The organism is Mesorhizobium sp. M7A.F.Ca.AU.002.02.1.1 (genome assembly GCF_003998535.1).
GTDB lineage: Bacteria > Pseudomonadota > Alphaproteobacteria > Rhizobiales > Rhizobiaceae > Mesorhizobium > Mesorhizobium ciceri.
Genome location: NZ_RZPB01000080.1, coordinates 1 through 13,560, shown reverse-complemented (window position 1 = coordinate 13,560; position 13,560 = coordinate 1). Strand labels below are relative to the sequence as shown.

At 63.0% G+C, this 13,560-nt stretch carries 13 protein-coding genes; 7 read left to right on the top strand and 6 right to left on the bottom strand.

Annotation, left to right across the window (positions count from 1 at the left end):
* Positions 1 to 158 precede the first annotated feature (158 nt).
* The gene (locus tag EN879_RS07995; protein ID WP_063168821.1) at positions 159 to 1,100 is read right to left on the bottom strand and encodes a phosphoribosylaminoimidazolesuccinocarboxamide synthase; all 942 of its coding nucleotides are present in this window, start codon (positions 1,098 to 1,100) and stop codon (positions 159 to 161) included.
* Between the two features lie 238 nt (positions 1,101 to 1,338).
* Between EN879_RS07995 and EN879_RS07990 the strand changes: the two genes are divergently transcribed.
* Genes EN879_RS07990 through EN879_RS07980 form a run of 3 tightly spaced genes read left to right on the top strand, consistent with a single transcriptional unit; the run spans position 1,339 to position 5,077 of the window.
* The gene (locus EN879_RS07990; RefSeq protein ID WP_063168822.1) at positions 1,339 to 2,955 is read left to right on the top strand and encodes a GMC family oxidoreductase N-terminal domain-containing protein; all 1,617 of its coding nucleotides are present in this window, start codon (positions 1,339 to 1,341) and stop codon (positions 2,953 to 2,955) included.
* Positions 2,952 to 4,163 (top strand): mandelate racemase/muconate lactonizing enzyme family protein, encoded by a 1,212-nt coding sequence (locus EN879_RS07985; RefSeq protein ID WP_063168823.1) that lies wholly within the window; start codon positions 2,952 to 2,954, stop codon positions 4,161 to 4,163. Before EN879_RS07990 ends, EN879_RS07985 begins: the two co-directional genes overlap by 4 nt.
* Entirely contained in the window at positions 4,160 to 5,077 is a 918-nt protein-coding gene (locus tag EN879_RS07980; protein ID WP_063168824.1) for an NAD(P)-dependent oxidoreductase, read from the top strand. Before EN879_RS07985 ends, EN879_RS07980 begins: the two co-directional genes overlap by 4 nt.
* 79 nt (positions 5,078 to 5,156) lie before the next feature.
* Here EN879_RS07980 and EN879_RS07975 read toward each other — a convergent pair whose 3' ends face one another.
* Positions 5,157 to 6,095, bottom strand: a complete 939-nt coding sequence (locus EN879_RS07975; RefSeq protein WP_063168825.1) for a diacylglycerol kinase family protein — start codon at positions 6,093 to 6,095, stop codon at positions 5,157 to 5,159.
* Positions 6,096 to 6,954: 859 nt separating this feature from the next.
* Between EN879_RS07975 and EN879_RS07965 the strand changes: the two genes are divergently transcribed.
* From EN879_RS07965 to EN879_RS07955, 3 genes are all read left to right on the top strand, one after another.
* Positions 6,955 to 7,389: a DUF4383 domain-containing protein gene (locus EN879_RS07965; RefSeq protein ID WP_013530043.1), complete on the top strand. Its 435-nt coding sequence runs from the start codon at positions 6,955 to 6,957 to the stop codon at positions 7,387 to 7,389.
* A 6-nt stretch (positions 7,390 to 7,395) separates the two neighbouring features.
* Positions 7,396 to 8,526: a hypothetical protein gene (locus EN879_RS07960; RefSeq protein ID WP_063168826.1), complete on the top strand. Its 1,131-nt coding sequence runs from the start codon at positions 7,396 to 7,398 to the stop codon at positions 8,524 to 8,526.
* A gap of 150 nt (positions 8,527 to 8,676) precedes the next feature.
* Entirely contained in the window at positions 8,677 to 9,198 is a 522-nt protein-coding gene (locus tag EN879_RS07955) for a hypothetical protein (RefSeq protein WP_023809774.1), read from the top strand.
* Positions 9,199 to 9,231: 33 nt separating this feature from the next.
* On the opposite strand, the gene EN879_RS07950 is transcribed toward EN879_RS07955, so the two are convergent.
* From EN879_RS07950 to EN879_RS07935, 4 genes are all read right to left on the bottom strand, one after another.
* A complete protein-coding gene (locus EN879_RS07950) occupies positions 9,232 to 9,762 on the bottom strand; it encodes a dihydrofolate reductase family protein (RefSeq protein WP_027162137.1) in 531 nt (176 codons plus the stop codon).
* Between the two features lie 88 nt (positions 9,763 to 9,850).
* Positions 9,851 to 10,483, bottom strand: a complete 633-nt coding sequence (locus tag EN879_RS07945; RefSeq protein WP_063168827.1) for a hypothetical protein — start codon at positions 10,481 to 10,483, stop codon at positions 9,851 to 9,853.
* A gap of 17 nt (positions 10,484 to 10,500) precedes the next feature.
* The gene (locus EN879_RS07940) at positions 10,501 to 12,123 is read right to left on the bottom strand and encodes an FAD-binding oxidoreductase (protein WP_063168828.1); all 1,623 of its coding nucleotides are present in this window, start codon (positions 12,121 to 12,123) and stop codon (positions 10,501 to 10,503) included.
* Between the two features lie 188 nt (positions 12,124 to 12,311).
* Positions 12,312 to 12,554, bottom strand: coding sequence for a DUF1344 domain-containing protein (locus tag EN879_RS07935; RefSeq protein WP_013530037.1), 243 nt, complete (start codon positions 12,552 to 12,554; stop codon positions 12,312 to 12,314).
* A gap of 446 nt (positions 12,555 to 13,000) precedes the next feature.
* Here EN879_RS07935 and EN879_RS07930 point away from each other — a divergent pair, with 446 nt between their 5' ends.
* Positions 13,001 to 13,495, top strand: a complete 495-nt coding sequence (locus tag EN879_RS07930) for a DUF2314 domain-containing protein (protein ID WP_063168829.1) — start codon at positions 13,001 to 13,003, stop codon at positions 13,493 to 13,495.
* Positions 13,496 to 13,560 lie beyond the last annotated feature (65 nt).

The window sequence follows — 13,560 nt, the reverse complement described above, 5'->3', positions numbered from 1 at the left end:
GGTGCTGATTTGCGCCAGTGACCCGCCGCACAGGCGGGTTTTTCGTTTGCTCCGTCAGCCAACACACCGGCGAAGGTTTCCGAGGACCGGTTAACCCGAGTTCGTAGACCCTGGGCATGGCCATGGGACGGCAGTTCGCATCACCCGGCGAAGATCGATCAGAAATAGCGCCTGAGGTTCGTGCGAATGCGATCGAGCACGCTGTTCCCGGAAAGGTCCGGAGAGAACTCCTTGCCGGTGATCGCCTCATAGGCCTGCGCATAGACATGCGAGGCCTGTTCGACGATCTCGGCCGGTATCTCAGGTATCGGGTCGCTGTAGGGGTTGCAGCGCGCCGAGACCCACGACCGGACGAAATCCTTGTCAAAACTCTCCGGCCGGCTGCCGTCGGCGAGCGCCTGTTCGTAGCTCGATGCGATCCAGTACCGGCTGCTGTCCGGGGTGTGGATTTCATCGGCAAGAATGATGGTCCCGTTCCTGTCGGTGCCGAATTCGTACTTCGTGTCCGCCAGGATCAGGCCGCGCTCGGTGGCGCGCTGCTGGCCACGGGCGAACAGCCGCAAAGCGTAGCCGGACACGGTGTCCCACTGCGCCTGCGTGAGAAGACCCTGTTCGAGGATCTCGGCTTTCGACAGCGGCTCGTCATGGCCGCCATGCGCGGCCTTGCTGGTCGGCGTGATGATCGGCTCGGCCAGCTTTTCATTGTCGCGCAGGCCGTCCGGCAGGCGGATACCGTACATGTCGCGGTCGCCGCGCTTGTAGCGCGTCAGGATCGAGGTGCTGGTGGTTCCCGCCAGATAGCCGCGCACGACGATCTCGACCGGCAGGATGTCGAGCCTCGTGCCGACGACGACGTTCGGGTCGGGGTATTCGAGAACATGGTTCGGACAGATATCGGCGGTTTCCTCGAACCAGTAGCGCGCCGTCTGGGTCAGTATCTCTCCCTTGTAGGGGATCGAGGTCAGGATGATGTCGAAGGCACTGAGCCGGTCGGTGACGATGATGATGCGCCGGCCATCCGCCAGATCGTAGTTTTCGCGGACCTTGCCGCTGTAGTGGCCCGGCAGTTCGGGAATGAACGCGTCAGGGAGGGTCCGCATATGATTTCCTGCCTTCCGCAGAGTGGCCAGAGCATAACTCCGAAAAGTTATGCGCCAAGATAGTGCCACCGCATAGGCTGTCGGGACGATAGATATCAAGCGCGATTGTCGGGAATCCCCGCAAACCTGATCGGTTCGACGGTCGCTTTTTTCACAACTGATGCCGGATGGCGCGGCGACTTCGGAATGCCGTCGCGTCTAGGCTGCAGCCAATTTTTCGGAGCCTCCCATTTCCATCATGCAGACCTATGATTTCATCATCGTCGGCTCCGGCTCGGCCGGCTCGGTCCTGGCTGAAAAACTGTCGGCCTCGGGGCGCTTCTCGGTGCTGGTGCTGGAGGCCGGCGGCAGCGACCGCCGCTTCTACGTGCAGATGCCGCTCGGCTACGGCAAGACCTTCTTCGATCCCGGCGTCAACTGGAACTACAAGGCCGAGCCGGACCCGGGGCTTGCCGGCAATGCCGACCACTGGCCGCGCGGCAAGCTGCTCGGCGGTTCGAGCTCGATCAACGCCATGGTCTGGATCAGGGGCGCGCGCGAAGATTTCGATGCCTGGGCCGCCGCCGGCAATCCCGGCTGGGGCTATGACGATCTGCTGCCCGCCTTCAAGGCGCTCGAGGACAACCAGGCCGGCGCGGACCAATGGCGCGGCGTCGGCGGCCCGCTGCATGTCACAGACTGTTCGGGCGCCGTCCACCCGCTGACCAAACGCTATCTCGTCGCCGGCCAGCAGGCCGGCTTGCCCTTCAACCCGGATTTCAACGGCGCTGCCCAGGAAGGCGTCGGCGTCTACCAGATCTCGACCCGCAACGGCCGCCGCATGTCGGCGGCGCGCGCTTTCCTGCGCCCGGCGATGAAGCGCGCCAACGTCCGCGTCGAGATGAAGGCGCTGGCGACCAGGGTGCTGTTCGAGGGCAAGCGCGCCGTCGGTGTCGAATACCAGCAGAACGGCGAGACGAAGTCGGCGCGTGCCGGTCGCGAAGTCATCCTGTCGGGCGGCTCGGTCAACTCGCCGCAATTGCTGCAGCTGTCCGGCGTCGGGCCTTCCGCGCTGCTGAAAGGCCTGGGCATCCGGATGGTCCACGCCAACGAGAATGTCGGCGCGCATCTGCAGGATCATGTCGGCATCAACTACACCTTCAAGGGCAAGCTGCCGACGCTCAACCAGACGCTGCGTCCCTGGTGGGGCAAGCTGCTGGTCGGCATGCAATATATCCTGACCCGTTCGGGCCCGCTGTCGCTGTCGATGAACAATGCCGGTGGCTTCTTCCGCACCGACCCGGCGGCGACGCGGCCCAACATGCAGCTCTATTTCCAGGCATTCTCGACCGTCATTCCCAAGAGCGGCGAGCGTCCCATCCTGACGCCCGACCCATGGCCGGGCTTTTCCATCGGCCTGTCCAACTGCCGCCCGTCGAGCCGTGGCGAGATCATGATCCGCTCGGCCAATCCGCGCGAGTACCCCAGGATAACGGCCAATGCCTACTCCACCAATGCCGATGTCGAGGAGATGCTGGCGGCGGTGAAATTCGTCCGCAAGATCGCCTCGATGCCTGCCATGGCCGAGATCATCGAGGAAGAGGTTTTGCCAGGCCCGTCAATCACTTCCGATGCAGACCTGATTCAGGATTTCAGGAAGCGCTCGGGCACTGTCTATCATCCGGTCTCGACCTGCCGCATGGGGCCCGATCCGGCGCGCGCCGTCGTCGACCCGCGTCTCAAGGTGCACGGCATCGACGGCCTGCGCGTCATCGACGCCTCCATCTTCCCCGACAACATCACCGGCAACACCAACGCCGCCTCGATCATGACCGGTTGGAAGGGCGCCGAACTGGTTCTGGAGGACCAAAAATGAAGATCACGGACGTCAAGACCTGGGTTGTCGACAATCCGCCGCCCGGCATCGGCGGCAAGTATTTCATCTTCGTCAAGTTGACCACCGATGGCGGCGTGGTCGGCTATGGCGAGGCCTACAACGCCACCTTCTCCGCCCATGTTACCGCCCGGATGGTCGAGGACATGGCCGAGCGCTATCTCGTCGGCCGCGATCCGCACGACATCGAGAACTTCTTCCGCCGCGCCTATTCGTCCGGCTTCACCCAGCGGCCCGACGTGTCAGGCATGGGCTGCTTCTCGGCGCTGGAAATGGCCTGCTGGGACATCATCGGCAAGGAGGCCGACAAGCCGGTCTACAAACTGCTCGGCGGCCAGGTGCACGAAACGCTGCGTTCCTACACCTATCTTTATCCGCACACCGGCAGCGTCCACTCCGAGGATGCGCACGGCAAGAACGTCTACAACGACCCCGATCTCGCCGCCGCCTGCGCGCTCGAATATGTCGAACAGGGGTTCAACGCCGTCAAACTGGACCCGGCCGGCCCCTACACCGCCTTCGACGGCCACCAGCCGCGTCTTGTCGATATCGACCTGTCCACCCGCATGATCAAGGCGATCCGCGAGGCGGTCGGCACCCGCGCCGACATCCTGTTTGGCACGCACGGCCAGTTCACAGCGTCCGGCGCGCTGCGCATGGCGCGCGCCATCGAGCCCTATGATCCCTTGTGGTTCGAGGAGCCGGTGCCGCCTGACATGCCCGAAGTCATGGCGCAAGTGGCCCGCGCGACCTCGATCCCGATCGCCACCGGCGAACGGCTGACCACCAAGTTCGAGTTCGCCCGCGTCATCGAGAACCGCGCCGCGACCATCCTGCAGCCGGACCTCGGCCGCTCCGGCGGCATTCTCGAAACCAAGAAGATCGCGGCGATGGCCGAGGCCTACCACATCCAGGTCGCCCCTCACTGCTATTGCGGGCCGATCGTCGGTGCGGCCAACATCCAGCTGGCGGTGACACTGCCCAACTTCCTCATCCTGGAATCGCTGAAGCAGTGGGACGGTTTCCATGCCACGCTCTTGAAGAAGAAGATCGAGTGGCAGGACGGCAACGTCGTCCCCTCGAAGGAGCCCGGCCTCGGCGTCGAGTTGAACGAAGCGGTCTGCGACGCGCACCCCTATACGGGCAAGGACCTGCATCTGCAGATGATGCAGACCCCGCTGATGCCGTGAGCAAGAGCTACGCCTTCATCGGGCTTGGCCATCTCGGCGGAAACCTTGCCGCCAGCCTGATCCGCAACGGCTTTGCCGTCACCGTCCTCGACCGCGATCCGGCCGCCGTCGAGCGCCTGGTGGCGCTCGGCGCCACTGCCGCGAGCAGCCCGGCCGAGGCCGCCGCCTGGGCCGGCAATGCCATCACGTGCCTGCCTTCGCCCAAGGTCAGCGAAGCGGTGCTGGCCGGACCCGGCGGATTGCTGGAGGGCCTACCCCAAGGCGGCACCTGGATCGAGATGTCCACCAACGGCCGCGACGAGATTCTTCGCCTTGCGGCCCTCGCCTCGGCCAGGGGCGTCGAGACGCTGGAATGCCCGGTCACCGGTGGCGTGCATCTGGCGGCGGCTGGCAAGATCACCGCGCTGGTCGGCGGCGATCCAGCGCTCTACGAACGTCATCGGCCGGCCATCGAGGCGATGTGCGCAAAGTCGTTCCTGATGGGTCCGGTCGGCTCGGCGGCGGTGATCAAGGTGATCACCAACATGCTCGCCTTCATCCATCTCGTCGCCGCCGGCGAGGCGCTGATGTTGGCCAAACAAGGCGGGCTCGACCTCGCCCAGTCCTACCATGCCATCTCAGCCTCCTCCGGCAACAGCTTCGTCCACGAGACCGAAAGCCAGCTCATTCTCAACGGCTCCTACGACATCGGCTTCACCATGGACCTGGCGCTGAAGGACCTCGGCTTCGCGCTGGCGATGGGCAGGGAATTCAGACTGCCGCTCCAACTGGCGCCGCTTGTGAGTGAGATTTTCCAGATGGGCAAACAGGAATATGGCGGCAGCGCCTGGTCCACCCAGATCGTCAAATTGCTCGAGGATGCCGTCGATACCGACCTGCGCGCGCCCGGTTTTCCGGCCAAGCTGGAACTCTGACATCAGCCAGTTATCAAGCGATTTCAGGACGTTGGATTGATGGGCGGATTCATCTGAATCAATCTGTCAACGGCTTGATTCAGTATCTGAGCGTCAATGCACCCGGCAGGATCTCGAAGGTCGCGGGTATGCGTCCCGGCGACTCGCCGTCTATATCGACCAGGGCGCCATTCTCTGACGCATCGCCGAGCGGCTCGACCACCACTTTCCTGCCGCGCAGGATGGTGATCGCCGGATGGTTGCGGTGCCGGCCGCCATAGAGCAGCCGGATGTCCCAGATCAGCTTCAGCTTGCCGGCGGCGCGCAGGATGACGATGTCGAACTGCCCGTCGGTCAGGTCGGCATCCGGCGCGATCATCATGCCGCCGCCAAAGAACTTTCCATTGGCGACCGCCACCAGCGCCATGCGCGCTTCGACGGGTGCGCCGTCATCGACCGTGATCCTGACGTCCTGAAAACGGTAGCGGATGAACTCCACCACGGTGCGCCACAGGAACAGTGCCTTGGCCGACATCCTGCCCTTGCGCTTGTCGGCATTGACGGCGCGGTCGGTGGCGCCGGACAGGCCGAGACTGGCGATGTTGATGAAGTGCCGGCTGGCCAGCGCGCCGTGATCGTCGATGTAGCCGATGCGCCCGGCATCGACCTTGCGACCCTTGGCTTCGGCCAACCGCTTCAGCACGGCATCCACCTCTTTCGGCAGGCCGAGCCCGCGCGCGAAATCGATGCCGGTGCCGCACGGCAACAGGCCAAGTTCAGTGATCCGGCCGCTCTCCTGGGCCGCCTGCAGAAGCCCGTCGGCCACTTCGCTGGCGGTGCCGTCACCGCCGGCCGCAATCACCAGATCGAAGCCAATCATTGCGAGATCGATTGCCAGCCTTTCGGCATCGCCTTCGGCCTGCGTTTCGCGCAGCTCGAATTCGCCGAAATGCTTTTTCAGCGACACGGCAACATCAGGCCAATGCCGTTTCAGCCGGCCGCCACCGGCAATCGGGTTGAGAACCACTCCGACTTTCAAAATACCCGCCCTCCCCGGCGCCGGACATGCAGGTCCGATCCTTTGCCGGCATTGAAGCCCGCGACCACCGGCGGAGCAAGGGGCGCTGTCGGCTCGTACGCAAAAAAGCGGGCGGGCTGTCTAAAGCAGCCGGCGCTCGAATTCCCCGGTTTGTGGCTAACGATCCCCGGTAATCCCGCTATCCACAGGGCAGCGGCCATTCCCCAGGACCCTTACTCGGTGTACATTAAACCCATCTCAGGCGGCTACCGATCATCAAGCCGAAAGGCGAAGTGAAAGGCGGATTTCCTGAGGCCCGTACGGCCCGAAGCGAGAGCAGGCTTGCCTGTTTCGAGGGACGGAGCCGAGACCTACGGGGCCGCGGAAAGCGTGCCAACGCCGACGGCGGACCGATGCTGCCATGAAGGACGGCAAAAACCTTCGATGGTGCGCAGGGCAAAGCTCGCAAGGGTGGAGACCGGCGTGGTCCCGAACGGACGCTGCTCTCGGGCGGCGGACTGGCAGGACCGTCAAAATCAAGGCCGGCAAGGCGCGACGACTTTACGGAAGTTGCTGCCGCGACCGTGTCCTGATCTGACAGGGAGGCGCTGGGAGAAATCCCGGCGCCGACTGTCTTTTTGGCCCCCCGATGCCCTTTGGCGGCGATCTTGCGAGCGCCGCTTCTCCACGCGCTAAAATCGGTTAGTATCGCCTGGTCAGAGCCCGTTTGAAAACGCGCTCTGCCGAGTCGGATGGCGTGGTTTTCGAGAACCGAAGCGCAGCGGACCTTTGAGTCCGTGAGCATCGGAAGCGCAGAAAACCGCGTCAGGCGGCCGGCAGAGTAGCGTTTACAAATGGGCTTGTAGAAGGGGGATACTTCATGACGCTCGTCCAGAAGCTTGCCGTTGCCTATGCCTTCCTATTCTTCGGCGTCGTCGCCATCGGCTACATACCGGCCTTCAACGATGCCGACGGCAATCTGTTCGGCCTGTTCTCGCTGCAATGGTACGATGATCTGCTGCACGCCTTCTCCGGCGTCTGGGCGCTGGCCGCCGCCTTCATCTCGCACCGCCAGGCAGTGTTCTATTTCAAGCTGTTCGGCTCGGTCTACCTTTTCGACGGCGTGCTCGGGCTGGTCACCGGTTCCGGCTGCCTCGATGCCGGTATCTTCATCAACGGCTTCCGCTCTCTCAACGATATCGAATTCCCGGCCCGCTTCTTCGCCAACCTGCCGCACATCGTCATCGGCGGCTTCGCCGTCTATGTCGGCTTCCGGCTAGCCAGGCGCGTACACGACCACTTCGCCACGGCCTGATCGGGCATGTTCCTGTTCCGCTGGCTGAAGCGCCTCATCAAGACGATCCTCTGGCTGATCGTCGTCGTCATCCTCATCCCGATCGCCGGGCTGAGCTACGGCTTCCTGACGACGTCGTCGCTCGACAAGACGCCGCTGCCCGGCATTGCCGACGGCGCCCCGCCCAAGGCGCTGGCCGACAAGGTCCGCGCCGAGATCCCCGGCTACCAGCGGCCGGAGGAATCAACCTTCCTCACCTATCCGGAATGGGCGATCGTCTACGCCGCACGCGAATATGCCGGCTTCGTCGACAAGGACCAGCCGAGCGGCTTCCCCTACTGGTCCTATATCGGCCGCTTCTGGCAGGACTACGCCATGGTCATCCGCGCCAGCGCTCCCTACAAATTCAACTATGCCAACCACCAGATGCTGGTCATCATCGGCACCAGCCACTCGATCGAGCATATATTGCAGTGGGCCTATGAGAACACGGTCGGCCGCATCACCGAGGCGACAACGGCCAAGCGCACCGCCGCCGACATTTATCAGGCCAAGGTCGCGGCGGACTATGCCGCGTTTCTCGACCAGGTGCCCTGGTATCAGTTCCCGTATGCCGACAAGCGTGCCGGCCTGTTTGCCGTGCAGCCGGTGCCGGGCGACAGCTCCGTCCGCACCAGCGAACGCAAGCTGGCGTTCGGCCTCGCCGACACCATCAAGCAGGGCTATGCCGACCTGATAAAAAAGGCCCTCGCTGCCACGATGGACCCCGCCTTGCTCGACATCCATGTCTGGGCCAAGGGGCCCGTCGGCGAAGCCACGCGCAACGAGCCCGACACCTTGCTCGAACGCGACATGGGCGCTGACGGCACCATCTTCGTCACCAGGCGCTATCAGGTCTTCACCGAAATGATCCTGCGCCTGATCGACAAGGGCGTCTCCTTCGTCGAGATCGGCGGCAATGACGAGATCATGGCCACGGTGCTCTCCACCGATACGATCGCCATTCCCGAAGGCATGCACATCCTGTTCAGCTATCCGCTGCCGGCCGATCAATCCACGCGCCGCACCGGCATGATCGTTGCCGTGCGCAAACTGCATCTCGTGCTGCCGGCGCTGATCAAGTCCGGCGCCAGGCTCGAACACGTCTACGATTACTGAGGCCTTTCGGTCACGCCCGGCCAAGATTAGGCATTTCCTGGGCTCCGCCACGCCCATTCCACAATCGCGGCCAAATCCCGCCTTGTTCGCGCGCGAAGGAATGGGAAGAAATGGAAGGGCTGCCGGGGGGCATCTCGAAGGGACAAGACCGTGATCAAGACCGCCCTTGTCGCCATGACCATTGTCGGCTGCGACTGCGACGCCAAGCTTTGCGAATATATCGGCGAGACGCCGGCCAAATGGTCGACCGTCGCCGAGTGCGAAGCGGCGATGAAGAGCCAGATGCTGCACGAGCGCAATTTCAACTATCCGCTCGTCTCCGGCATTTGCCGCACGAAGGGTTCGTCGTCCTCTTCGCAGCTGGCCGCGACCGCATCGCGCCCGGAATTGAAGCCCGCCAGCCGCGTCGTCAGAACCGAAAGCCCGCTGCCGCCGGAACTCAGCCACCGGCCGAGCGTCTCGGTCGGTTCGCCGACGACCGCCATGGAAGCCGACGCCGCCCGGCCCGTTGCCTATGAACAGGTGGTCGATGGCGGAACCGGTGTGCTCTATCGCACCAAGAACGGCTACGCCGTGGTCAAGACCGATCTCGGCCGCGCCGCCTCGGCAACCGCCGACGCCGCGAAGCGCTCTGTGAACTGGCTGGCCGGACTGGTGCCGAAGGGGCTGTAGGCCCGCTGGCGTCTCGGTTCGACGACCGCGTGATCAGGCAGGCACATAGGTCAACCTGATCACGTCGTCGCCAATCAAATCGCTGGCCACAAAGCGAAGCGGCGGCCGGGGGCCGGCGAAGAATGGCTTGCCATGACCAAGCACGAACGGATGGAGGTAGAGTTGGTACGCATCTACAAGACCAAGGTCGGTCAGGCTTCGTGCCAGGCCTGGTCCAGAAACTGAAATCTCCCCGACGAGCTTAGCCTTAAGCCCGCGTATCACCGCCTCGACGTCATCCGCGACAAGTGTTGCGTTAGGGCCGGCCGACTTCAGAGAGCGCGACACAACCCACTTCGGTTGGCTCCGCCACGCCGCCGCGAATTCATGCGCCTCCGCGCTCCACTCAGGACTGTCTTCGTCCCAATAGCGCATGACCTCGTACATGCCGCGACCGTACACACTGCCGCTCAAATTGCGCACTTGCTCTATCCAGTGACGAAAGATCGTCGGGCCCGACGGCATTTTCTGGTGGTCGACATAGCCGTCGAGTGACTGGTTCATTCTGAAAATGAGCTTCGCCATGCTGCAGGATCTCCAACCCGGGGTCTTCAGAATAACTTGAGCCGCCGTTACGCAAAACCCCAGCCGAAATCCAAACTGAGACACGATCCTAGTCCGGCCTGAACCTGACTTTCAGGCTCTGCCAGAACTTGTCGACAAGCGGCTTTTCGGTCGCTGCATCCTCGCCGGCAATGCGGGTGATGAACAGCAGCCCCCGATCGGCCAGGCCGAAGCCGACGATCTCGAAATCGGCGGTGTCGGTGCGTGTCTTCACCTCGGCCCGGATCCCGGTCAATTCCTTGCCGTCGGCGAGTTTGCGCGTGGTCGGCCCCTGCGTCAGCTTGGCGCCGGCCTGCACCGATTGCCTGGTCATCTCCTGCAGCATCAATTGGTTGAGCGACACCGGATTCATGGCGCCATACTCCTGCACGACGACGATCGTGCCCAGCGCCGAGGCCATCAGATACTGCGTGATGTCATCGCCGAGATCGGTCTTGGTCACCGAAATGCCGCTGGGGTGGACGAAGGAAAAATCGCTGCCGGAAAAGGTAGCGAAGTCGTTGCGCGCGAGCGTCACCTTGCTCTGCTTGCCGCCGGGCAGCGTCACATCGGCGCTCTCGCCGGGATCGATATCGACCGTCACGCCGTCGATGGTCAGCTTGAAGGCCTTGAGATCCTCGCCTCCGGCCGGTCCGGCGCACAGCGCGATGAGGGTGAGTGCCGCCGCCGATACCATCCGCATGGCTGTTCTCCTGCTTCTTACGACACCCCGCTCAGCGCCTTGATGGCACGGTAGAAGGTCGAGGAAAACAGTTCCGTTGGGTCATACTGCCGCTTCGCCGCCAGGAAGGCCGGCAGTTCGGGATAGGAGGCCAGCAATTCCCTGGCCGTATAATGCAGCTGGTAAGGCAGGAAGAAGCGCCCGCCATGCTTGATCGTCACGTCGATCAGCGCCCGCGTCAGCGCCCGCATCCTGGCATTGCCGTCGGCATCGGTCGGCTGGTTGACGTAGAGCACCAGCGAATAGGCCGGCTCCGGCGCGTAGGTCAGCGCCACATCCTCCCTGTGGACGATGCGCACCGAAGCATTGAGCACCGGCAGCGTCTGCTTGCGCAGGATCTCGCGCGCTTCCGCGATGAATTCGACATAGGCGGCACGCGGAATAAAATATTCGTGCAGGATGTCGGTCTCTTCCATCTGATCGTTGAACAGATAGGGCACCGAATCGTGCATCGGGTTGTTGCGGGTGACGAGACAGGCCTCGCCCTCGGCCATGGCCGAGGTGCGCGCCACCGTGCAGCTTTCGAATTTCGGCTCCAGTGTCTTTTCGGTGAACCACTTCAATTCCTGGAACAGGCTGCCCCATTTCGCCAGGTTGATGATCACCCGCTTCAACCCGACCGATCCCGGTTCGCCGATCTCGGGCTGATCGGCCGGCGGCCGCTCGGCCACCTTGTCGTAACGGTAGACGATCATGTCCTCGAGGAAATTGCCGGGCGCCGTCGACAGATGGCCGTAGAACAGGCCGATATCCTTGTTCGGCTCCAGCACCTTGGCGAAGAATTCCGGAAAATCGTCCGATTTGATGATTTCGCGCGAGGTGCGGTAGACGGCGTTGTCGACGATGTCGAGCGTCGCCTCCAGCACCACGCCGAACAGGCCGTAACCGCCGACGACGTGGCGGAACAGATCGGTGTTCTCGGTCGGCGAGCAGGTCGTCACCGAACCGTCGGCCAGCATCACCCGCATCGAGCGGATCGAGCCCGCCACCGAACCCGCCTGGTGGTCCATGCCATGCGCATTGGCCGACAGCGAACCGCCGACCGAGAAGATGTCGGTCGACTGCATCGCCTTCACCGCGAAGTGCGGATGCAGAAGGTTCTGGATGTCATGCCAGCGCGCGCCCGGCTGCAGGGTCATGGTCTTGGCCGCCGCATCGACGGTGACCCTGTTGAACTTTCTGAGGTCGAGCACCAGCGCGTTGTCGTCGAAGGCATGCCCGCCCATGGAATGGCGGATGGCGGCCAGCGATATTTTCAGCCCATTGGCACGCGCGAAGGCCAGGGCCTTGGCGATGTGCTCGTCCCCGCTGACCTCGACCACGCCGTAGACCGGCGTCATCGACAGGCCGCTGGCATCGTTGATGTCACCACCCTTTGCCGACCAGGGCAGTGACGCATCGAAGGCCGGCGCATTGTCCAGCGGCTTCAGAGGCAGCGCGAAGCCGTCTATATCGGCTATCCGTCCTGCGTTCTTCGGCCCCGAAGGTCCGCGTGCCAGCCGCGCCACCGTGTTGCCGCCCCACAGCACCGCGCCGCCGACGACAGCCGCACCCAGCAGCAATCGCCGCGACAGGCGAAACCCTTTTTGCTCGTCGGCCATGACTATCCCCCGGTGGCCAAGGGATAGCGCGGCTCTTTGGCAAAAACCATAGCGGCGCCGCCGGGACGGCGGTTTGCCTGGCGTCGAGGGTGAAGGGCACGAAAATGGCCGGTCCCCGGAGGACCGGCCAGAATGGAACAGGGTCTGAAATTGCGTCAGCAGGTCTGCCGACGCACGATGCCCTCGCCTTACGAGGCCTTCTTGATCGACGTCACGATGCCGGTCTTGTCATCGACGGTCACCGCCACCTTGGCGCCGACCTTCAGTTTCCCGATCGTCGCTTCGGGCGACAGCTGGTAGATCTTGCCGTCGTCGAGGGTGATCGACTTGGTCGTCGGATCGACGGCCTGAATGGTGCCCTGAACGGTCGCGGCATAAGCGGTGCCGAGGAAGGCGAGCAGAGCAGCGGTGGTTGCGAGGGTCTTCTTCATTGGTAAGCACTCCGTGCTGTTTCACTTTTCCGGACCGCCGCCTTGGGAAACGACAGCACCGGACGGCCTGAAACTGGACGGAAAGCGCACCCTCCGCAAATCACATTGGGTGAATTTTCGCAAACAATATCATAGGCTTAATTCCGACACATTATCTGCGACCTAGATCATTTCAGGCCGCTTCGGCTCCCCCAATGAACGCACTTCTGTCCGCGAAAAGAGTCACTTGGCCGATTGTGACGGGCGGCTTTCGATCACCACGCAGCCGCCGCAATCCATCTCGGGCGGCATCACGAAACAGAGCGCTGACCGATCGTCGATACACATTTTGTTTCGCGGATCAGTTCAAAAACCGCCACGCCAACGCTGATCAAACTCGCGCTACGGTTGCAAACCGACGTCGAATGCGGGATGGTGTCGACCGTTGACATGAAGGGGGGCCTTCCATGAAGCTTGCAGTCTGGACTGCGATGTCCCTGATGCTGGCGCTTGCTCCAGGATTGGCCGGCGCACAAGCCACGGATCCGGGCGACGACAAAACAATTATCTTCACTCCCGGCGACCCAGAGATGGCAGCGGCCACCGCGCAGGCGCTCGCCAGCCTGGACGACTTCCTGGCACTGTCCGAGGCGCCTCCCGCCGACACAGAGAGGTTCAAATTGAAGGTCAAGGTACGGGACGGCAACGTCACCGAACACTTCTGGGTCATACCGTTCCGCCGCACCGAAACCGGATTTGTCGGCATGTTGGCAAACCAGCCGGAGGAAGTGCACAACGTCGTCCTCGGCCAGAACATAGAATTCACCAGGGACGATATTTCCGACTGGGGATACACACGCGGCGGACGTCAGGTCGGCAGCTTCACCGTGTGCGTCATGTTCAACAAAATGTCGAAAGAAGAGGCGGACTACATGCGTGACAAATACGGCTTCGAGTGCTGAAAGCGCGGCCCGATCAACCCGCTTCGTCCTTCGCGCCGATCTTGCGCACAACTGCCGCCGTCGCC